Genomic DNA, 19,655 nt, shown 5'->3' with positions numbered 1-19,655 from the left:
CCATGGAGACCGATTTCATCGCGCGTTACTTGGGCGAGGCGGCGGGCGCGGCGGCGGCTTCGGCGGGGCCTCCGCTGATCATCGCCACCATCGTGGGCTTCATTGTGGCGCTGTTTCAGGCGGTCACCCAGATTCAGGACCAGACTCTGCCGCTCACCGCGAAGATCATCGCGGTTTCGGCGGCCTTTCTGATGTTCGGCGCGAGCCTCGCGCAGCCGCTGGTGCAGATGACCGACAACGCCTTCCGCGTCTTTCCGCTCCTGACCAGATAGGAGGGCCGCGCAGATGGGTCCCGCCGATCTCGTCGCGGAGATGAGCTACATCTACATGCCCTGGGTTCAGGCGGCGGCTCTCTCCATCGCGCGTCCGCTCGGGATTCTGACGGTGTTTCCGGCCTTCATCTGGCTGGGGCTTCAAGGCACGGTGCGCAACGTCTTCGCCCTGGCCATGGCCGCGCCGGTCATCCCTGAGGTCCACGCCCATCTCGTCGGGCTGGCCGAGCCTCTGGCGGCGCAGAATCTCGGGCTGCTGATGGTCAAGGAGGTGCTGGTGGGGATCGCCCTCGGCGCGCTCTTCGGGGCGCCCTTCTGGGCCGCCGAGATGGCGGGCACCCAGATCGACGTCTATCGCGGCGCCATGTCCTCGACCATCGTCGCCCCCGACGCCCAGACCGAACCCCTCGTCACGGGCGCCATCTACGCCTTGGCCATGACCGGCATCTTCGTGGCGGCCGGGGGCCTGAGGGATTTGATCTCGGCGCTTTACGGCACTTACGGGCTCTGGAGCGTCTTCGACGCCTCGCCGCCGCCGCTGGACAACGTCTGGCCGATGATCGTCGAGGTGCTGCGCAAGGTGTCGAGCCTCGCCATAGCTCTGGCGGCGCCTTTGCTGATCGCCATGTTCCTCTCCGAAGTCGCCTTCGGCATCGCCAGCCGCCTGTCGCCTCAGGTGAACATCTTCGATCTGACGCTCTCGATCAAGAATCTGGCCTATCTCTTTCTGACCCCGGCCTTCCTCTATCTCTACGCCTCCTATTACGCCTCGGACGCGCTGGATCTGCGCGAGACCATGGCCTATCTGGAAAGGGCGCTCGAATGAGCGGCGGCGACGACAGCTCAGAGGAGAAAAGTCTCCCAGCCACCGAACATAAGATCAAGGAGCAGCGCAAGAAGGGTCAGGTGGCGCAAGGCCGCGACCTGATCGTCGCCTGCTCCTTCATCGTCTGCGTGATCTATCTCCTGCTGGCCTGGCGCGCGATGCAGGAGGGCTTCGTGCATATGTTCGATCAGATGGCCCTCGCGGCCTCGGCGGAGGGCGGGCCTCGCCCCAGCCATTGGCCCGCCGCCGTGCGCAGCGTCTGGAGCGACTCGGCGGCGATGGTCGCGCCTTTGATGCTTCTGCCGCTGCTGGCGGCCTTCATCGGCTCCATCGTGGCGCATAAGGGGCTGCTCTTCGCCGCCGAGCCGCTCAAGCCCGCCTATTCCAAGATCGATCCGGTGAAGGGCTTCAAACGCATCTTTTCGGTGCGCAACCTCATCGAATTCCTGAAGTCCCTGTTCAAATCCCTGCTGATCATCGGGATCGTGGGGCTGGCGGGCTGGTGGGCGATGCCCGCCGCCATGCAGACGCCCCTTTGCGGCGCGAGCTGCGTCGGGCTGGCTCTGAGCAAGGCCATGATTCCCATCGCTCTGGCGAGCATCGCCATCTTCGCGATCAACGCCCTGTTCGACACCGGGATTCAGAAATGGCTCTTCCTGCGCGAAATGCGCATGACCCACACCGAAATGAAACGCGAGCGCAAAGAGCAATTCGGCGATCCCACCATCATGATGCGTCGCCGCGAGATGCGGTATGAGACGGCCATGGGCGAAGGCGAGACGACGGGTCAGGCCAAATTGGCCAGCGTGGTGCCGACTCTGGTGGTCCTCGGCCGCGAGGGGCAGGCCGTGGGCCTGCGCTACGTGCGCGGCGAAACCCCGGCGCCGGCCATCGTCTTCATCGGCAAAGGCGCGAAGGCGGGGTTTTACGCGCGTCAGGCGGCCATGGACGGCGCCTTCATCGCCACGCAGCCCGATCTCGTCGAGGCTCTGACCGAAAAAGGGCGCGAGCGCCGTTATATTCCAGAGGCGCATTTTCAGGACGTGGCGAATTTAATGTCTCAAGTCGGCGCCTTGTGAGATTTCGGCACGGATTTCGCATATTTGCGACTCAAGTCTTGAAATGAGACGATTTCCGTTTATTAAGAACAGGATACGCACCATCTATAAAATTATTTTCTTCATAAATCGTTTGATCTCGGGACTTGTTTCATATAAAAACATCTCAAGGCAGAACCGGGATGAAATCCTTAATGACCACCTCTCTTCTTGCTCAAGATGATTTGGCGAAGACTCTGGCGCGCGATCCTCAGGGAATCGTGTTGCGGGATCTGCGCCGTCAGCTCCTCGAAGGAAGGGCGGTCTGGACGGCGTCTCGCCCCGGCCACGGAATCGACGTCGCGGCCCGCGCCTACGACGCGGCTCTCGCGGCGCTGCCGGACTTGTGGAAGGCTCAACAAAGGAGCAAGTGAAGATGGCCAGCAATGTGACCAGCACCGGCGCCTCGGGCGCCGCTTCGTCGGCGGCCGGCGGCAGCAGCAACGCCGATTCGGACGCGCAGATCGCCCAGATGCAGGCGGGCTTCGACCGCGCCATCGCGCAGGCGTCGAAGATGACTCAGCTTCGTCAGGAGGCCGGTTCGGCCCTCTCGGCGGCTCAGAACCGTCTGAACAACTAATCTTTCGACCCCGGCGCCCTGCCCCGCATGGGCGCCGGGTCTTCCGTCTTTCCGCCGTTCCTGATTTCGGAGTCGCCTCATCATGGCTTTCCCGCTTTTGAGAGAGGCGCGCCGCATAAGGCTCGACTTCATAGCCGGCGCCCATAAGGGGGCCAGCGAAGAGCTCGCTTCAGGCCTCTGGAGCATCGGCGGCGCGCCTGATTCGCAGATCCGCCTCGGCGATCCCGCCTTGGCCGACACGCGCCTGACTCTCGATTCGAAGCATCTCCTCGGGCCGCGCCTGCGCCTCGACTCCGGCGCCGCGACGCTGGAGGGCCAGCCTTTGCCGCTCGGCGTCTGGCGCCGGGCTCCGCGCGACGCGCGCGTGACGCTCGGCCGCGAAGTCTTCGAGCTGTCGCGCAAGCCCCTCTTCGGCCATTCGCAGGCCATCGCCCCGCTGGCGGCGGGCGCTTTGGGCCTTGCGGCTCTGGCCATGGGCTCCGGCGTCACGGGCGCCCCGAGCCCCGTTCCGCCCGATCCCACCCGCCACATCGCCCAGATGGCGCAAAGCCGCGTCGCCGAGGGCGCCGCCCGCGAGCTTCAGGCCCGCCTCAACGCCGCCGGCGCCGGAGCCCTTCAGGCTCAGGGCGATTCCGCCAATGGCCGCGTGCAGGTCTCGGGCCCCATGACTCCCGCTCTGCGCCCGCTCTGGGAGGCGGAACGCCTCTGGTTCGATTCGGTCTACGGCGCGCGCCTCGCCCTGAGCGAGCGCTTCGGCGCTCCGGCGGCGCCCGCCGCGGAGCCGCCGCCCCCCGCCGAGATCACCTTGCCTTTCGCGATCCGCTCGGTCTGGACCTCGCCGCAGCCCCTGATCATCCTTCAGGACGGCTCGCGCAACCGCCCCGGCGATCTGCTGCCCGGCGGCTGGCGCTTCGTCGGCTTGCAGGACGGCGACCTCCATCTGGAGCGCGGCGGCCAGATCGTCGCCATCGCCCCATGATCCGCCCCCCGCCCCGAACCGGAGGCGGAGGAGCGGCGCCCGATCGAACGGCCGAGGCCGATCCCGCTCCAGCGGGGTCGGCTTCGCCGCCTCCGGCGAGAGGCTTCCGAAGGGGCCGCTGGTCCGGATCTTGCTGAGTTTCAGGCTCCGGGAAGGCCCGGAGCCGCCGTCATGTTCTCCGGGGCCGTCCCGGCCCCGCTCCAGAGGAGGCGTCACGCCATGAGCAACCTGCGCACGACCGGTCCCTCGTCCGGCCTGCCCTCCGCGCGCTCCTCCGCCATAGGCGGCGTGGGCGGCGTCCGGAGCCCCCGGCGTCCGCCCACCGCCGCGAGCCTCCAGCAGAGCGAGGCCGAGCGCCTGCGCCGCAGCGCCCAGCAGACCGCCGCCCAGAGCCTCGAAGGCGCGGGCGGCGTCGCGGAGGGCGCGGTTTTCGATCCGCCTCCGGTGGACGAGGCTCTGGCGACCTTCCTCGCGGCGCCCGCGGGGGGGATGCGCGTGGTGGATCCCGCCGCGACCATCGCCCTGACCGACGCCGCCGGCGAACTCGCCGCCAGCGCCGATCCGGTGGACCGCTATGCGGGCGTGGTGGTGGAGACCCATCTCGCCGCCCGGCGCGAGCTGTCGCGTCAGATCAACGCCCTGCTGAAGGCCTGAAGATGAGCGGCGAAATCCTCGGCTTTCGGCCCGCCGCGCCTTCGACCCGCACGACGCCCCTCGCAGGGCGCGCCGCCGAGGCTCTGACGGCGCTCGGGCGGCTTTATCTGACCCAAGGCTTTCCCGAGCAGGCTCTGGCGCTGTTGTTGTCGGCCCAGCGCCGCGCCCCGCGCGACGGCGAGGTGCTGCGGCTTCTGGCCTGCGCCCATCTGCTCACCGACGCGCCGGAGAAGACTCTGGCCGTCCTCGACAAGCTGGAGCCGACGCTCGCCGAGGCCGAGGATCTGCGCGCGGCGCTGCATCTGCGGGCGCGGGCTTTGCTGGCTCTGGGCCGCGTCCGCGAGGCTCAGGCGCTTTTCGACGAGCGGCGCCGGGTCTGACGGCGAGACTTCAGGGAGCCGCTTGCAGGCTCCCTCTTTCCGGGAGGCCCCGGATTTCGACGGATCGCGCCCGGCCTCCCGCGGCGCCGTGAAGAGGTTGGGCATGCGCAAATTCCTGCATATGGTCGGGCAGCGTCAGGATCTGGTGGTCGTGGTGCTGCTGGTCTCGGCCATCCTCATGATGATCGTGCCTCTGCCGACCTGGGTGGTGGACACGCTGATCGCGATCAATCTGGCGGCTTCGGTGCTGCTGCTGATGATGGCGCTGTTCATCAAGGATCCGCTCGAGCTTTCGACTCTGCCCTCGATCATTCTGATCGTGACCATCTTCCGCCTCGCGCTCAGCGTGACGACGACGCGCCTCATTCTGGTTCAGGCCGATGCGGGCGAGATCGTCAAAACCTTCGGCGAATTCGTGATCGCGGGGAATCTCGCGGTGGGCATGGTGGTCTTCCTGATCATCACCATCGTGCAGTTCATCGTGATCACCAAGGGCTCGGAGCGCGTGGCCGAGGTTTCGGCGCGCTTCACCCTCGACGCCATGCCCGGCAAGCAGATGGCCATCGACGCGGATCTGCGCAACGGCGACATCGACGCCGCCGAGGCCCGTCGCCGCCGCAACGCCCTGAATTCCGAAAGCCAGTTTCACGGCGCCATGGACGGCGCGATGAAATTCGTGAAGGGCGACGCCATCGCGGGCCTCGTCATCGTGGCGATCAACCTGCTCGGCGGCATGGCCGTGGGCGTGATGCAGCATGGCATGACCGCCAGTCAGGCCGGCGGGATCTATTCGCTGCTGACCATCGGCGACGGCCTCGCGACGCAGCTTCCGGCCTTGTTCGTCTCGCTGGGCGCGAGCGCCCTCGTGACGCGCGTCTCCGCCGACGGCGGCCGCAACCTCAGCGCCGACATCACGCGTCAGATGTTCTCCAGCCAGATGGCTCTGCGCATGGCGGGCGCGGTTCTGGCGGTGGTGGGCCTGATCCCCGGCTTCCCGACCATCATCTTCCTGCTGCTCGGCGCGGCCTTCGTGGCCCTGAGCTACGCCGACCAGATCCGCCGCCGCATCTTCGGCGATCCGGAGCCCGAAGCCGTCGAGCAGAACGAGGAGGCCCGCGCCGCCGCCGCTCTGCTGGAGGCCAAGGCCAGCCCCTTCGCGCTGCGCGTCGATCCGAATCTCCTCGACGAAGCCGAGGCGGAGAGCTTCAAGGAGGCCACCCGCGCCTCGACCCATGAGCTCAACACGAAGATGGGCCTGACCATCCTGCCGCCGCGCCTCATCCGCGACGCCTCTTTGCCCGAGGGCGCCGCCCGCATCGAGCTGGACGAGGTTTCGGTGGCTGAATTCCATCTGCGCCCCGGCGCGCTCATCACCGACGCCGAGGAGGAGAATCTCCGGCTGGCGGGCGTGCCCTTCGAGGCCGCGCCTGAGACGCCTCTGGGCTTCGCGCGGATGGGCTTCGCGCCCGAGGCGGCCCGTGAAAAGCTCATCGGCGACGGCCTGACCGCCCTGACTCCGGCTGAGGCTCTGGCGCGGGTGGCCTCGGCGGCGCAGAAGCGCTACGCCAGCGCCTGCGTGGGCGTTCAGGAGGCGCGGCTTGCGGTCTCGGACGCGGCCTCGCTTTACCCGGACCTCGCCAGCGAATCGCGCAACGCCCTTTCGGCCAATAAATTCGCCGAAGTCCTGCGGCGTCTGGTGGACGAAGGCGTGCCTTTGCGCAATTGGCGCGTGGTTCTGGAGGCCATCGCCGAATGGGGCCCCAAGGAGCAGGATCCGGTGGTCTTGTCGGAATATGTCCGCACGGCGCTCAAGCGCCAGATCTGCGACAGCGTGGCCGGACCCGACCGCGTGATCCCCGCCTATCTGCTCGACCGCAGCCTTGAGGACGTGGTGCGCGGCTCGATCCGTCAGACGACGGTGGGCGAATATCTCGCGCTGGACGACATGATGTCGGCGCGGATGGTGGAGGCGATCCGGGGGGCTCTGCGCGAGCCCATGCCGGGGGCGCCTCAGCCGGTGATCCTGACCTCGCTGGACGTGCGGCGCTTCACGCGCACGCTGCTGGCGAACAACGGGCTGCGCCATGTGCCGGTCCTGTCCTTTCAGGATCTCGCCGACGACTTCACCGTGGCGCCTCTGGCGACCATCGGGCCGGGCGGCGCGATGAATCAGGCTCAGGCGGCCGAGTGAGCCGCCGCGCATGACGCGAAAACGCCCGCCGGAGGAGACTCCGGCGGGCGATTGCGTTTCGGGGGATTCTCGCGCTGGACGCCGGAGCGCCCCCCTCACCGCTCCGGGGCGTCGATATATTCGTAATCGTCGCCGGGCGGCAGATGAAACAGGCCGTCGCGGAAGTCGCCGCGACGCCAAGCCTCTTTCGCCTCCTCGATCTTCTCCTTCGAGGAGGAGACGAAATTCCACCAGATATGGCGCGGCCCCTCCATGGTCGCCCCGCCCAGCATCATGATCCGCGCCGGAAGCCGTCCCACGGATTTCACGTCGATGGGATCCCCCGGACGAAAGACCAGCATCCGCCCCGGCAGGAAGCGGCGTCCGGAGATCTCCACCTCGCCCTCCAGCACGTAGATTCCGCGATCCTCATGCTCGGCGGTCAAAGGCAAGGTCGCGCCGGGCTGAATCAGAGCGTCGGCGTAAAAGGTCTCGCTGAGCATCTCGGCGGGCGCGCGCTGGCCGTAGAGAGTCCCGAGGATCAGCCGCACCTGTTTGCCCTCGGCTTCGATCACCGGCAGGCTCTCCCTGCCGTGATGGGCGAAGCTCGGGGCGCGGTCCTCCTGATCCTCGGGCAAAGCCATCCAGGTCTGGACGCCGAAAAGCTCATGCGGGCCTTTGCGCGTCGCGGGACGGGTGCGCTCGGAATGGGTGACGCCCTTGCCCGCGATCATCCAGTTCACCGCCCCCGGCTCGACGACCTGAGCCGCTCCGGTGCTGTCGCGATGGAAGAACTCGCCGCGATAGAGATAGGTCACCGTCCCGAGGCCGATATGCGGATGAGGCCGCACGTCCACGCCTGCGCCGGTGAGGAACTCGGCGGGTCCCGCCTGATCGAAGAAGATGAAAGGCCCGACCATCTGCCTCTGAACCGAAGGCAGAGCGCGGCGCACCTCGAAATCCCCGAGATCCCGCGCGCGCGGCACGATCTCGAATTGGATGCGGTCCACCTCGTCGCCTTCGGGACAGACGGGGTCCAGCGCGGGGTTCCAGCTCATGGCGGCCTCCTCCTTGGCTTTTTTCGCTCAGGGTCTCGGGCCAATATGGACCGCGAAGCCCATAGGCCCAAGCCCGGAAGCCTCAACGCAGAGTCGCCGCAGAGGAAACGATGAGCGAAAAAGGCGGGCGAGTCAGGCCGCCGCGCAGGTCACGCGGTTGCGGCCCATGCGCTTGGATTCGTAAAGCGCCCCGTCGGCGCGGCGAAGCAGATCCTCCGGATCGTCGGGCTCAAGGCCCTTGCTCTCCGAAACCCCGACGCTGATCGTCACCTCGATGGACAGCGAAGAGCCGTCGTTCTGGGTGATCACGAAAGGGGCGGCGGCCATGGCGTCGCGCAGCCGCTCGGCGACGCGCAGGCCCTCGGCCTGATTGGCGCCGGGCATGACCACGAGGAACTCCTCGCCGCCGATGCGCGCCGCCAGGTCCAGATTGCGGATCTTCTCGCGCATGCGCCGCGCCACCTCGACGATCACCGCGTCGCCCGCCGGATGGCCGTAGCGGTCGTTGATGCTCTTGAAGCGGTCGATGTCGAGCAGCAGCGCCGCGAGCGGCGCCTTATCGACCGCCCCGCGCCGCATGAGCGTCGAGAGATGGACCCCGGCGTAGCGGCGGTTATAGAGCCCGGTCATGGGATCGGTGGCGGCCATGCGCAGCCCCGCCGCCATATTGTCGCGCAGACGCTCCGAGAAGCGCTTGCGGCGGATCTGGGAAAGGGCGCGGGCGATGAGCTCATGCTCGTCCACCGGGCGCATGACGTAATCGTTCGCCCCGAGATCCAGAGCCCGGGCGATGGTCTCGTAATCGCGGTCGTCCACGATCAGCACGAGGGCGCTGTGGCGCGTGTCCGGCGAGGAGCGCAATTCGGAGCAGAGCCGCAAAGCCTCGGTGTGGACCATGGCGGCGTCGATGAGGAAGAGATCCGTCTCGGCGGCGCGGGCGGCCTCCAGAGCCTCCTCGCGGCCGCGCGCCCGCAGGCAGCTCAGCCCGACGCGCTCGGTCAGAGCGGGCTTCACCGTCTCGAAGAGCGGGCCGCGCTCGTCCACCACCACCACGCGGCCGTCGAAGCGGCGGGCGCTCGGATCGAGCCAGGGGGAATCGAGCCCGAGGCTGCGGCTGGTCTCGTCGCGCATGCGCAATTCGTCGATCATCATCTTGACCCGCACGAGGCTGCGCACGCGCGCCAAAAGGGCCAGTTGATTCGGCGGTTTGGTCAGGAAGTCGTCGGCGCCGACCTCCAGTCCGCGCACGCGGTCGGAGGGCTGGTCCAGCGCGGTGACCATCACCACGGGAATATGCGCCAGCTCCGGATCGGCCTTCAGACGGCGGCAGACCTCGAAGCCGTCCATGCGCGGCATCATCACGTCGAGCAGGATGAGGTCCGGCTGCTCCTCGCGCGCGACGCGCAGGGCGTCGAAGCCGTTGCTGGCGGTCAGGACGGTGTAATACTCGGCCTTGAGCTTGGCTTCGAGCAGTTTGACGTTGGCCGCGACGTCGTCGACCACCAGGATGCGCGCCGACATCTCCCCTCCTCTGAATTCCCGAAGGCCGTCCTGATGAATCCGCGCCCGGATTCAGGAGATCAGCGCGCTGAGAACATCTTTCGATCAAGCCGGATCATGCTGAAGGCTCCCGCTCTTTCACTTGGCCGCGCCGTCGCGACGCGAAGCCGGAGCGGCTTCGCCGGACGACGCTCTAGTCGACGTATTTTTTGACGGTGTTCAAGAAGCTGACGACGGAGATCGGCTTCGCGATGTAGTCTTCGCAGCCGCCGTCGCGGATCTTCTCTTCGTCGCCCTTCATGGCGAAGGCCGTGATGGCGATGACCGGGATATGACGCAGATCGTCATCCTCCTTGATCCATTTGGTCGCTTCGAGGCCCGAGACCTGAGGCAGCTGAATATCCATCAGAATCAGGTCAGGAACATGGCGCCGCGCCAGCTCCATGGCCTCCATGCCGTCGTAACTCTGGAGCACGTTATAGCCCTGCGCCACGAGCAGGTCATGAAAGAGCTTCATGTTCAGCTCGTTATCCTCGACGATGAGGATGGTCTTCGACATGAGCTCGCTCCGCAAGGATAAGGCCGGGCCTGTTGACGCCCCGCGTTTCGAAGACCAGATTGGCGCGAGGGAAGTTAAGGAATTCTATAGGACGATCATGAAATCCCGCCTGAACCGCGAGGAAGCCGAGGCCGTCGCTTTGCGCGCGCTCGCCTGGACCGCCGCCGACCCGGAGCTTTTGGGCGGGTTCCTCGCCTTTTCGGGGCTCGAACCCGCAGAGCTGGCCGCGGCGGCCCGCGATCCCTCGGCTCTGGGCGGGCTGCTGGACTGGCTTCTGGCGGATGAATCCGCCTTGCTGGCCTTCTGCGCCGAGGCGCGGCTCGCGCCGGAGGAGCCCATGGCGGCGCGGGCCGCCCTGCCGGGCTTCTCCGGGGATCATCTGCGGGATTGGGCGTGAGGCTGACGGCATGAGCGGACAAGTGAACGACAAGCCCGGTTGGGGCGCGCGGATTCTCGCAGGACTGAAAGGCGGACGCAAGGAGAAGCCCTTATCTCTGCGCGGCTATCCGATTCATGATCTCGTCTGGCCGCAGCTCTTCGAGCTGGAGCTGAAGAAAGGCCGCCCTCTGGCGGTCTTCGACGCCGACGACGTGCTGCTGGACTTCGCCGCCCATTTCGACCGTTATCTCGGCGAACGCGGCTATCGCCTGAGCTTCGCGCCGGGCTATCGCCATACGGTCACCCGGATCGCGGATCCCGAAAACCGCATCGAGACCGAAATCTCGGATCCTCTGGTGGAGCAGTTCTTCACCACCGAGACCCGCCGCCAAAGCGCCTTTCCCGGCGCCGCCGAGGCTCTGGCGCGGCTTGCGGAGGAAGGCGCGCAAGTGGTCGTGCTGACCAATTGCCCAGTCTCGGCCCGCGAGGACCGGATCTTCAATCTTCAGGATCTGGGGATGCCGGTTCCGGTGGTGGCGAACATCGGCCCCAAAGGCCCGGCGCTGAAATATCTCAGCGACCTGATCCGCGCGCCCGTGACCTTCGCCGACGACACGCCGCGTCAGATCGCTTCGGCGGCCCGCGCGGCGCCCGACGTGCATCTGCTGCATTTCGCCGCCGATCCCTGGGTGCGCGAGGCCGCCGGACGCTCCGACGAGGCCCATCACGCGCCCGAAGGATGGCCCGATCTCGAAGCCCGCATCCGCAGCCATCTTTTCCGCTGAGAGATGGGCGCGCTTGCGTCGAATCGGGACGCGCCTTACCTTTTCGTCAAGCGGGGGCGGAGGACCGCCCTCGCCCTGATCCTGTTTTTCCGGCGCGCGTCCGGCTCCGGCCGCGGAGCGCGCCCCAATCCCGAGGAGCCCGACCTATGAGCCGTCTGGATGGTCCGCGCGCGGGCGCCGCGCCGGGACGCGCGAAAAGCCTTGTGATCTTCGTCCATGGCTATGGGGCGAACGGCGAAGACCTCATAGGGCTCTCGCGGCCTCTGGGGACGATCCTGCCCGAGGCCGCCTTCGTGGCGCCGGACGCGCCGCAGCGCTGCCGGGCTTCGCCTTTCGGCTTCCAATGGTTCCCGATTCCGTGGATGGACGGCTCCTCCCAAGCCGAGATGGAGCGCGGCTTCGTGGCGGCGGGCGCCGCCCTCGACGGCTTCCTCGACGCCGAGCGCGAGCTTTACGGCCTGCCGGATTCCCGCGTGGCTCTGGTGGGCTTCAGCCAAGGGACCATGATGAGCCTCGAAGTGGGCTTGCGCCGGACCAATCCTCTGGCGGCCATCGTGGGCTTCTCCGGGCGCCTCGTCCATCCCGAGATCCTGCTTCCGCAGATCCGTTCGCGGCCTCCGGTGCTTTTGGCCCATGGCGAAGAGGATCCGGTGGTGCCCTTCGCCGCCATGGGCGAGGCCCGCGCCGCGCTGGAATCCGCCGGCGTGGACGTGATGACCCTCGCCCGCCCCGGCCTCGGCCACGGCATAGATCCCGAGGGCCTGACCGCCGCCGCCCAGCTTCTTGAGGCCCGGCTGGCCTCTCCCGCTCCGAAAGCGCATTAGAGCGTTCTCCGGCGAAGCCGCAGGCTTCGCGTCGTGAAAATGCGGCCACAAAAGAAGTCAGAGCGTTTGAACGACCCAACTTGGTCGAAAGACGCTCCCCCCGCGCCGCCTTCGCCCCGATGCGCGCAGAGGCGGCGCTCTCAGCCCCGGAGCAGCCCGGCCATCTCCTCCAGCGCGCGCCCGAAGACCGGATGACGCCACTGCGGCGCCAGCTCGGCCGCGGGCTCCAGCGCGAAGAAGCGCAGATGCAGCCGGGGATGCGGCAGCACGAGGAAGGGCTGACCCTCCGGCGGATGCGAGACCTCGGCCAGACGCCGCCATTCCTCAAGCTCCGGACGCAGGGTCTGGCCATAGGTCAGCAAGTCGAGATCGCAGACCCGCGGCGCCCAGACGGCTTCGCGGACGCGGCCCATCTCGGCCTCCGTTTCGAGCAGAGCCGCCAGAAGATCCTCCGGCGCGAGCTCCGTCTCCAGCAAGGCCGCGCCGTTGACGTAATCGGGTTGATCGGAGCCCGGCGGCCAAGGCGGCGTGCGCCGCCAGCGCGAGCGCGCCGCCACGCGGATCCCCTCCGCCTCCAGACGCGTCAGCGCCGCCTCCAGCGTCGCGACGGGCGGCCCGATCAGGCTGTCCAGATTCGCGCCCAATCCGATGAGGATCGCCTGATCCTGATGGAGAGGGGCGCGCGCTCGCCCGTCATTCACATTGATTCTCCTGCGCGCCGGACTATCTTGCGCCCAGTTCCCCAATTCCAATGGAATCGGGCGTTTCATTATGTCCGGACTCCTTTCATACTTCCAAAACCATAGAGGCATACAGATGTTTTATCGCGACGACAGGCTCGCGCTTTTCATCGACGGCTCCAATCTCTACGCCGCCGCGCGCGCGCTCGGCTTCGACATCGATTATAAAAAGCTGCTCAGCGAATTTGCGGCGCGCGGAAAGCTGGTGCGGGCCTTTTACTACACCGCTCTGGTGGAGAACGACGATTATTCGCCCATCCGCCCTCTGGTCGACTGGCTCGATTATAACGGCTACAGCATGGTCACCAAGCCGACCAAAGAATACACCGACGCGGGCGGGCGCCGGAAGATCAAGGGCAATATGGACATCGAGCTGGCCGTGGACGCCATGGAGCTCGCGCCGAGCATCGACCATCTCGTGATCTTCTCCGGCGACGGCGATTTCCGCCGCCTCGTCGAGGCGCTTCAGCGGATGGGCAAGCGCGTGAGCGTGGTCTCGACCATCTCCTCAAGCCCGCCGATGATCTCCGACGATCTGCGCCGTCAGGCGGACAGCTTCATCGACCTGAGCGATCTGCAAGGCGTCATCGGCCGCCCGACGCGCGTCGGCGAGCCGCGCCCCGAGCGCCGCCCCCGCCCCGCCCCCGCCTCGGAGGCCGCCGCCGAACCCGACGCCGAGGCGCCGGATTCCTCGGAGTCCTGAAGATGGCCGTCCGGGTGCAAGCCGAGGATTTCGATCCGGCCGCCGAACTCGCGGCGCTCGCCGAAGAAGCGGGCGCTCCGGGCGCGGTGGTCAGCTTCCTCGGCCATGTGCGCGGCGAGAAAGGGGCCGTCTCCGCCCTGACGCTGGAGCATTATCCGGGCATGGCCGAAAAGGCTCTGGAGGCTCTGGAGGCCGAGGCCCGCGGGCGCTGGGCTCTGGAGGGCTGCCGCATCCTCCATCGCTTCGGGCGGCTGGAGCCGGGCGCGCGCATCGTGATGGTGGCGACGGCCTCGCCCCATCGCGGCGACGCCTTCGCCGCCGCCGCCTTCCTCATGGACCGCCTCAAGACCGACGCGCCTTTCTGGAAGCGCGAGGAAGGCCCGCAAGGCGCCCGCTGGATCGGCGCCCGCGAATCCGACGCCCAAGCCCGCGCCCGCTGGGACGAGGAGGGCTGAAGCCCATCTTCCCGCACGGGCCCATCTTCCCGCACGGGCCCATCTTCCCGCACGGGATTGACCCCGAGGCCGCGGAGCCCCAGATTCCGACGACGCCGCTCCGCCCCTGAGGCGGCTTTCCGGGAGGCCCAGATGCTCCGCACCCTCTTGACGCGCGCCGCTCAGGCGGCTTTCGCCGCCGCCCTCGTCCGCCGCGCCGTGAAAGGCGCCTCCTCCGCGCGCGAAGAGGCCAAGGCCCCGCCGAAGCCCGAACCCGCCCAGCCCGCGCGTCGGCGTCCGCCGCCGCATCGCCATTCCCCGAAGGACGCGTCATGAAGCTCTATTGGTCTCCGACCTCGCCCTATGTCCGCAAAGTCATGCTGCTCGCCCATGAGGCGGGCCTCGCCGACAAGCTGGAGCTGATCGACGGGCGCGGCACGCCTTGGGACCGCAATTCCGAGACGGCGGCTTATAATCCGCTCGGCAAGGTGCCTTGCCTCGTTCCCGAGGAAGGCCCCGCGCTCTACGACAGCCGGGTGATCTGCGAATATCTCGATTCGCGGCATGAAGGCCCGACCTTCTTCCCTTCGGGCGAAGCCCGCTGGCGCGCTCTGACGCTGCAATCTCTGGCGGACGGGCTGCTCGACGCCGGAATCCTCATCCGCTACGAGACCATGCGCCCCGAGGCCGAACGCTCGCAGAGCTGGATCCTCGGCCAGACGAACAAGCTTCAGGCGGCGCTCGACCGTCTGGAGGCGCGTTGGCTGGCCCATCTCAACGGGCCTCTGGACATCGGGCATCTCGCGACGGCTTCGGCGCTCGGATGGCTGGAGCTGCGCAAGGCGGTCTCGCCGGGGCTGGAGAGCCGCCCCAAGCTCAAGGCCTGGTTCGAGGGCTTTTCGCAGCGCCCCTCCATGAAGGCCACCTTCCCGAAGGAGTGACCTCCCGCGACGTCGGGCGGCGCGTCAGAAGGCGACGAAGGAGATCAGCTTGCGGCCGTCGGGCCGCAGGGAGCTGGTGGCCTGAAGTCTCGGCTCGGCGGCGAAGCCGTCCGCGCCGACCTCCGCGCCGGGGGCGGCGGGCGCGTTGCAGCGCGGCTTTCCCTCCGCCGTCGTCCAGCAGGACAGAGGCACATGCGCCGTCAGACGGAAGGTCAGACCATTCGCCGAAGCGGAGGAGGCCGCCGCGCCCATGAGGAGGGCGGCGGCGCAGAAGGCGAGGATTTTCATGGGGAGACGCCTTTCGATCCAGCAGAGGCCGGGCCGGAGGCCGGGGCCTGTCCGAGGAAAGGCTAGACGGGAGCCGTTTACATCCGCCTAAATCTCCGGGAGAGTCTTTCGGTCGGACCTCGCGGATCCGGACGCGCTTCGGAAGACGCGCCCTCAGGGCTCGGCCATGGCGACGAAGTCCGGGGCGCATTGCAGGCTCCGATCCTCAAAGCCGACCATCCGCACCCATTGCCCCGCTTCGCCCGAGGAGGAGCGGACCAGATGGGCCGTCCATTCGCCTTCGGCCTCCTCGCCGCGCACCCGCCAGCAGCTGGGTTCGTCATAGGCGAAGCAGAAGAGCGAGCCCTGCGCCGTCCATGAGGCTTTTTGACAGCCGCCGTCGACATAGCGCCAAGTCACGTCCCGCCCGTTGGGGTCGAAATACTCCTCGCCATAGGGCAGGCCCATGGGATCCGCATAGACCACCACCTTGCCGGAGGCCCGCGCCATGAAGGCCGCCTTGTCGAGCGCCTCCTCAGGCGAGGGCGAGGGCGGCGCTTCGACCGCATCCTCATAAGGCGCCTCCTCGACGCGCGGATCCTCCTCCGGCTCCTGAGCGAAGGCGGGGGCGGCGAAAGCGAGGACGCCCGCCGCCAAAAGACGGGCCGGAGCGCGGGAGATCGGGAGCCGGGAAATCAGGACGTGGGAACGGGCGCGCATGTCACAACCTCCTCGCTGACGCGGCGCACGACCACGTCGGGCATGCCGCCGCCGCGGGCGCGATGGCGATAGCCGTAAGGGCCCTCGATCATCGCCCAGCACCCGCTGCTGCCGTCGTCGTAGAAATAGCAAAGCGTCTCGCCTTTGGCGACCCAGGCGCCCTTGAGGCAAACGCCGTCCTCCATGCGCCAGACCGCCCGACCATCCGCGGAATGGCTCTCCTCGCCGCGCGAGCGGCCGCGCAGCAGATAATGCAGGGTCTTGCCGGTCAGAGCCTCGCGGATCTCGTCCGCGTTCAGCCTGCGCCAAGGGCCGGAGGAGAGCACGGCGCCGCGCTCCGTCTCGGTCAGGCCGGGCGGAACCTTCAGGCTGGGCCGGTCGTCGAGAGGGGCGGGAGTCGGGGCGGGCGCCTGCGCCTCGGCCTGCGCCGCTCCGGGGAGGGCGCCCCAAAGCGGAGCGAGGAGGGCCGCGGCCCGCAAGGCCGCTCCGAAGTTCATCCGCACGAGCTTCGTCCTCCCTTTGAATTTTTCCGGTCCGGCCGGGTCGTCCGCCGAAATCATTCGCCCGAAATCATCCGCCGAAATCGCCCGCCCTCCGGAGCCCCTTGCGCGGCTCCGGAGGGCGTCGCGCTCAGCTCTTTCTCCACAGCTCCCGGATTCGGCTCAGGAAGCCTTCCGCCGAGGGGCTGTTGCGTCCGTCGCGGCCTTCGCGGCGGAACTCCTCCAGCAACTCCCTTTGTCGGGATGAGAGGTTGACCGGAGTCTCGACCTCAAGCTCGATGTACATGTCCCCCACCCGCTCGCCGCGCAGCGTGGGCATGCCCTTGCCGCGCAGACGGAAGCGCCGCTCGTTTTGCGCGCCCGCCGGAATCGAGACCCGGGCCATGGCGCCGTCGATGGTCGGCGCCTCGACCTCGGAGCCGAGCGCGGCGTCCACCATGGAGATGGGCACCTTGCAGTAAAGGTCCATGCCGTCGCGCTGGAAGATCGGATGCTTCTCGATGGCGATGAAGATGTAGAGATCGCCCGGCGTTCCCTGAGGCCCGCCCGAATCGCCTTCTCCGGTCAGCCGGATGCGGTTGCCGTCCTCGACGCCCTTGGGCACCTGCACCGAGATGGCGCGCTCCTTGCGCACGCGGCCTTGTCCGCCGCAGCCGTGGCAGGGGTTCTTGATCGTCTGGCCGCGCCCGCCGCAGGCGGGACAAGGGCGCTCGATGGTGAAGAAGCCCTGCTGCGCCCGCACCCGCCCCGAGCCCTTGCAGGTGGGACAGGCCACAGGCGCGCTTCCGCCCTCTCCGCCCGTGCCGTGGCACAGCTCGCAGACGGTCAGAGTCGCCACCCGCAGATCCTTCGTGACGCCCGCATAGGCCTCTTCGAGGGTCAGGCTGAGCTTGGCGGTCTGGTCGCCGCCCCGGGCGCGGGCGAAGCCGCCCCCGAATCCGCCCATCCCGCCGCCGCCTCGGCCGCGGCCCTCGCCGAAGAGGTCGTCGAAGACGTCGGAGAAGGCGGAGGCGAAATCGGTCGCGCCGAATCCGCCGAAGCCTCCTCCTGCGCCTCCGCCGCCCATGCCCGCCTGCATGCCCTCATGGCCGAAGCGGTCGTAGACGGCGCGCTTCTGAGGATCCTTCAAGGCGTCGTAGGCCTCGCTGGCTTCTTTGAATCGGCGCTCGGCGTCAGGATTGTCGCGGTTGGCGTCGGGATGGAACTCCTTGGCGCGCTGGCGGAAAGCGCGCTTGATCTCCTCGTCGGAGGCGTCGCGGCTCACGCCGAGCACGTCGTAAAAATCACGTTTAGCCATCATCGTCCCATGGCGCGGCGGCTGACGGGGGCGGAGCGCGTCCGCGCCCCAAAGGCTGCTTCGCCTTCAGGGCGCGGCTCGGAGGCTCGCGGCGAACGCCGATCACGCGGCTTAGTCGTCCTTGCGCTCGGTGAATTCGGCGTCGGTCACGTCGGAGGCGCCGCCGGGGTTCTTGGCCTGCTCGTTGCGATACACGCCCTCGCCGAACTTCATGGCCGCCTGAGTCAGGGCCTGAGTGGCCGATTTCACGGCGTCGACGTCCTCGCCCTCGAGAGCCTTGCGCAGCTCCTCGATGGCGGCGGCCAGCGGCGCGCGCTCGGCTTCGGCGACCTTCTCGCCATGCTGCTCAAGCGAGCGCTCGGCGCTGTGGAGCGCGGCTTCGCCCTGATTGCGGGCTTCGGCCTCGCCGCGGCGCTGACGGTCGACTTCGGCGTGCTGCTCGGCTTCCTTGACCATGCGGTCGATGTCGCCGTCCGAAAGTCCGCCGGAGGCCTGGATCGAGATCCGCTTCTCCTTGCCGGTGGCCTTGTCCTTGGCGCTCACGTTGACGATGCCGTTGGCGTCGATGTCGAAGGCGACCTCGATCTGCGGCACGCCCGAGGGCGCGGGCGGGATGTCCTCAAGGTTGAACTGGCCGAGGAGCTTATTGTCCGAGGCCATTTCGCGCTCGCCCTGGAACACGCGGATCGTCACCGAGGTCTGGTTGTCTTCGGCGGTGGAGAAGACCTGCGCCTTCTTGGTCGGGATGGTGGTGTTGCGGTCGATGAGGCGCGTGAAGACGCCGCCCTTGGTCTCGATGCCGAGCGAGAGCGGGGTCACGTCGAGCAGCACCACGTCCTTGACGTCGCCCTGCAGCACGCCCGCCTGAATGGCCGCGCCGAGCGCCACCACCTCGTCGGGGTTCACGCCCTTATGGGGCTCGCGGCCGAAGAAGCTCTTCACCACCTCGAGGACTTTGGGCATGCGGGTCATGCCGCCGACGAGGACCACCTCGTCGATCTGGGCGGCGGTGACGCCCGCGTCCTTGAGGGCCGCCTTGCAGGGCAGCAGGGTCTTTTGGACGAGATCCTCGACCAGCGACTCGAATTTGGCGCGGGTGAGCTTCATCGTCAGATGCTTCGGCCCGGAGGCGTCGGCGGTGATGAAGGGCAGGTTCACGTCGGTCTGGGTGACGGAGGAGAGTTCGATCTTCGCCTTTTCGGCGGCCTCCTTGAGGCGCTGAAGCGCGAGCTTGTCCTTGCGCAGATCGATGCCGCCGCTCTCCTTCTTGAATTCGTCGGCCAGATAATTGACCAGACGAATGTCGAAGTCCTCGCCGCCGAGGAAGGTGTCGCCGTTGGTGGCCTTCACCTCGAAGACGCCGTCGCCGATCTCAAGGATCGAGATGTCGAAGGTGCCGCCGCCGAGATCGTAGACGGCGATGGTCTTGCCGTCCTGCTTGTCGAGGCCGTAGGAGAGCGCGGCCGCGGTCGGCTCGTTGATGATGCGCAGCACCTCGAGCCCGGCGATCTTGCCGGCGTCCTTGGTGGCCTGACGCTGGGCGTCGTTGAAATAGGCCGGGACGGTGATCACCGCCTGCGTGACCTTCTCGCCCAGATAGCTTTCGGCGGTCTCCTTCATCTTCTGAAGGATGAAGGCCGAGACCTGCGAAGGGGAATATTTCTGACCGCGGGCCTCGACCCAAGCGTCGCCGTTGGCGCCCTCGACGATCTTATAGGGCACCATGCCCTTGTCCTTCTCCACCGTCGGATCGCCGTAGCGGCGGCCGATCAGACGTTTGACGGCGAACAAGGTGTTCTCGGGGTTGGTCACGGCCTGACGCTTGGCGGGCTGGCCCACCAGACGCTCGCCGTCGTCGGCGAAGGCCACCATCGAAGGCGTGGTGCGCGCGCCTTCGGAGTTCTCAATCACGCGCGCCTGCGCGCCGTCCATGATGGCGACGCAGGAGTTGGTCGTTCCAAGATCGATGCCAATGACTTTGGCCATGTCGT

The 19,655-nt window shown here is 67.7% G+C and carries 25 protein-coding genes; 16 read left to right on the top strand and 9 right to left on the bottom strand.

The features are described 5' to 3' along the window. The first annotated feature begins 2 nt into the window (after positions 1-2). The 9 genes from B161_RS0109500 (at position 3) to sctV (ending at position 6,979) form a co-directional block, all read left to right on the top strand. On the top strand, positions 3-272 hold the full coding sequence (locus B161_RS0109500; RefSeq protein ID WP_018633159.1) for an EscS/YscS/HrcS family type III secretion system export apparatus protein: 270 nt from the start codon (positions 3-5) through the stop codon (positions 270-272). Positions 273-285: 13 nt separating this feature from the next. Continuing rightward, entirely contained in the window at positions 286-1,098 is an 813-nt protein-coding gene (locus tag B161_RS0109495; protein WP_018633158.1) for an EscT/YscT/HrcT family type III secretion system export apparatus protein, read from the top strand. Beyond that, positions 1,095-2,177: an EscU/YscU/HrcU family type III secretion system export apparatus switch protein gene (locus B161_RS0109490; protein WP_018633157.1), complete on the top strand. Its 1,083-nt coding sequence runs from the start codon at positions 1,095-1,097 to the stop codon at positions 2,175-2,177. Before B161_RS0109495 ends, B161_RS0109490 begins: the two co-directional genes overlap by 4 nt. Before the next feature lie 173 nt (positions 2,178-2,350). Then, on the top strand, positions 2,351-2,569 hold the full coding sequence (locus B161_RS0109485) for a hypothetical protein (RefSeq protein ID WP_018633156.1): 219 nt from the start codon (positions 2,351-2,353) through the stop codon (positions 2,567-2,569). 2 nt (positions 2,570-2,571) lie between these two features. Beyond that, a complete protein-coding gene (locus B161_RS0109480; RefSeq protein ID WP_018633155.1) occupies positions 2,572-2,775 on the top strand; it encodes a hypothetical protein in 204 nt (67 codons plus the stop codon). An 82-nt stretch (positions 2,776-2,857) separates the two neighbouring features. Next, complete coding sequence (locus B161_RS0109475; RefSeq protein WP_018633154.1) at positions 2,858-3,754, top strand: SctD/MshK family protein; 897 nt, start codon at positions 2,858-2,860, stop codon at positions 3,752-3,754. A 219-nt stretch (positions 3,755-3,973) separates the two neighbouring features. Next, positions 3,974-4,408, top strand: a complete 435-nt coding sequence (locus tag B161_RS0109470) for a hypothetical protein (protein ID WP_018633153.1) — start codon at positions 3,974-3,976, stop codon at positions 4,406-4,408. A 2-nt stretch (positions 4,409-4,410) separates the two neighbouring features. After that, entirely contained in the window at positions 4,411-4,788 is a 378-nt protein-coding gene (locus B161_RS17665; RefSeq protein ID WP_018633152.1) for a hypothetical protein, read from the top strand. A gap of 103 nt (positions 4,789-4,891) precedes the next feature. Continuing rightward, positions 4,892-6,979, top strand: coding sequence for a type III secretion system export apparatus subunit SctV (sctV, locus tag B161_RS17660; RefSeq protein WP_051085758.1), 2,088 nt, complete (start codon positions 4,892-4,894; stop codon positions 6,977-6,979). Positions 6,980-7,074: 95 nt separating this feature from the next. On the opposite strand, the gene B161_RS0109455 is transcribed toward sctV, so the two are convergent. The 3 genes from B161_RS0109455 to B161_RS0109445 form a co-directional block, all read right to left on the bottom strand. Next, positions 7,075-8,016: a pirin family protein gene (locus tag B161_RS0109455; RefSeq protein ID WP_018633150.1), complete on the bottom strand. Its 942-nt coding sequence runs from the start codon at positions 8,014-8,016 to the stop codon at positions 7,075-7,077. Positions 8,017-8,148: 132 nt separating this feature from the next. Next, positions 8,149-9,537 carry a PleD family two-component system response regulator gene (locus tag B161_RS0109450; RefSeq protein WP_018633149.1) on the bottom strand — a complete coding sequence of 463 codons (1,389 nt, stop codon included), beginning with the start codon at positions 9,535-9,537 and terminating at the stop codon, positions 8,149-8,151. A 172-nt stretch (positions 9,538-9,709) separates the two neighbouring features. Continuing rightward, positions 9,710-10,075: a response regulator gene (locus B161_RS0109445; protein WP_018633148.1), complete on the bottom strand. Its 366-nt coding sequence runs from the start codon at positions 10,073-10,075 to the stop codon at positions 9,710-9,712. A 97-nt stretch (positions 10,076-10,172) separates the two neighbouring features. On the opposite strand from B161_RS0109445, the gene B161_RS0109440 reads away from it, so the two are divergent. The 3 genes from B161_RS0109440 (at position 10,173) to B161_RS0109430 (ending at position 12,062) form a co-directional block, all read left to right on the top strand. Further along, positions 10,173-10,472, top strand: coding sequence for a DUF3572 domain-containing protein (locus tag B161_RS0109440; RefSeq protein WP_026310327.1), 300 nt, complete (start codon positions 10,173-10,175; stop codon positions 10,470-10,472). Between the two features lie 10 nt (positions 10,473-10,482). Continuing rightward, positions 10,483-11,238, top strand: coding sequence for a hypothetical protein (locus B161_RS17655; protein WP_018633146.1), 756 nt, complete (start codon positions 10,483-10,485; stop codon positions 11,236-11,238). Positions 11,239-11,384: 146 nt separating this feature from the next. Further along, positions 11,385-12,062 (top strand): alpha/beta hydrolase, encoded by a 678-nt coding sequence (locus tag B161_RS0109430; protein ID WP_018633145.1) that lies wholly within the window; start codon positions 11,385-11,387, stop codon positions 12,060-12,062. Between the two features lie 140 nt (positions 12,063-12,202). Here the strand turns inward: B161_RS0109430 and folK are convergent, their stop codons facing one another. After that, positions 12,203-12,763 (bottom strand): 2-amino-4-hydroxy-6-hydroxymethyldihydropteridine diphosphokinase, encoded by a 561-nt coding sequence (gene folK / locus B161_RS0109425; RefSeq protein WP_018633144.1) that lies wholly within the window; start codon positions 12,761-12,763, stop codon positions 12,203-12,205. Positions 12,764-12,878: 115 nt separating this feature from the next. Here folK and B161_RS0109420 point away from each other — a divergent pair, with 115 nt between their 5' ends. The 4 genes from B161_RS0109420 to B161_RS0109405 all read left to right on the top strand — a co-directional run bounded on the left by B161_RS0109420 (position 12,879) and on the right by B161_RS0109405 (position 14,880). Beyond that, complete coding sequence (locus tag B161_RS0109420; RefSeq protein WP_018633143.1) at positions 12,879-13,505, top strand: LabA-like NYN domain-containing protein; 627 nt, start codon at positions 12,879-12,881, stop codon at positions 13,503-13,505. 2 nt (positions 13,506-13,507) lie between these two features. Beyond that, positions 13,508-13,960 carry a molybdenum cofactor biosynthesis protein MoaE gene (locus B161_RS0109415; protein WP_018633142.1) on the top strand — a complete coding sequence of 151 codons (453 nt, stop codon included), beginning with the start codon at positions 13,508-13,510 and terminating at the stop codon, positions 13,958-13,960. 132 nt (positions 13,961-14,092) lie between these two features. Further along, positions 14,093-14,275, top strand: a complete 183-nt coding sequence (locus B161_RS0109410) for a hypothetical protein (RefSeq protein WP_018633141.1) — start codon at positions 14,093-14,095, stop codon at positions 14,273-14,275. Then, complete coding sequence (locus B161_RS0109405; RefSeq protein WP_018633140.1) at positions 14,272-14,880, top strand: glutathione S-transferase family protein; 609 nt, start codon at positions 14,272-14,274, stop codon at positions 14,878-14,880. Before B161_RS0109410 ends, B161_RS0109405 begins: the two co-directional genes overlap by 4 nt. Positions 14,881-14,904: 24 nt before the next feature. Here the strand turns inward: B161_RS0109405 and B161_RS0109400 are convergent, their stop codons facing one another. The 5 genes from B161_RS0109400 to dnaK all read right to left on the bottom strand — a co-directional run bounded on the left by B161_RS0109400 (position 14,905) and on the right by dnaK (position 19,650). Next, positions 14,905-15,168, bottom strand: coding sequence for a hypothetical protein (locus B161_RS0109400; RefSeq protein WP_018633139.1), 264 nt, complete (start codon positions 15,166-15,168; stop codon positions 14,905-14,907). A 153-nt stretch (positions 15,169-15,321) separates the two neighbouring features. Continuing rightward, a complete protein-coding gene (locus tag B161_RS17650; protein ID WP_018633138.1) occupies positions 15,322-15,867 on the bottom strand; it encodes a hypothetical protein in 546 nt (181 codons plus the stop codon). Then, positions 15,843-16,370: a hypothetical protein gene (locus tag B161_RS0109390; RefSeq protein WP_157755596.1), complete on the bottom strand. Its 528-nt coding sequence runs from the start codon at positions 16,368-16,370 to the stop codon at positions 15,843-15,845. Before B161_RS0109390 ends, B161_RS17650 begins: the two co-directional genes overlap by 25 nt. A gap of 127 nt (positions 16,371-16,497) precedes the next feature. Beyond that, a complete protein-coding gene (gene dnaJ / locus B161_RS0109385; protein WP_018633136.1) occupies positions 16,498-17,664 on the bottom strand; it encodes a molecular chaperone DnaJ in 1,167 nt (388 codons plus the stop codon). Between the two features lie 111 nt (positions 17,665-17,775). Next, positions 17,776-19,650: a molecular chaperone DnaK gene (dnaK, locus tag B161_RS0109380; RefSeq protein WP_018633135.1), complete on the bottom strand. Its 1,875-nt coding sequence runs from the start codon at positions 19,648-19,650 to the stop codon at positions 17,776-17,778. Positions 19,651-19,655: the final 5 nt, after the last annotated feature.

It is taken from the genome of Neomegalonema perideroedes DSM 15528 (genome assembly GCF_000374145.1).
Classification (GTDB): domain Bacteria; phylum Pseudomonadota; class Alphaproteobacteria; order Rhodobacterales; family Rhodobacteraceae; genus Neomegalonema; species Neomegalonema perideroedes.
The sequence above is the reverse complement of the archived record's forward strand: the minus strand, read 5'-3'. Positions and strand labels throughout refer to the sequence as shown.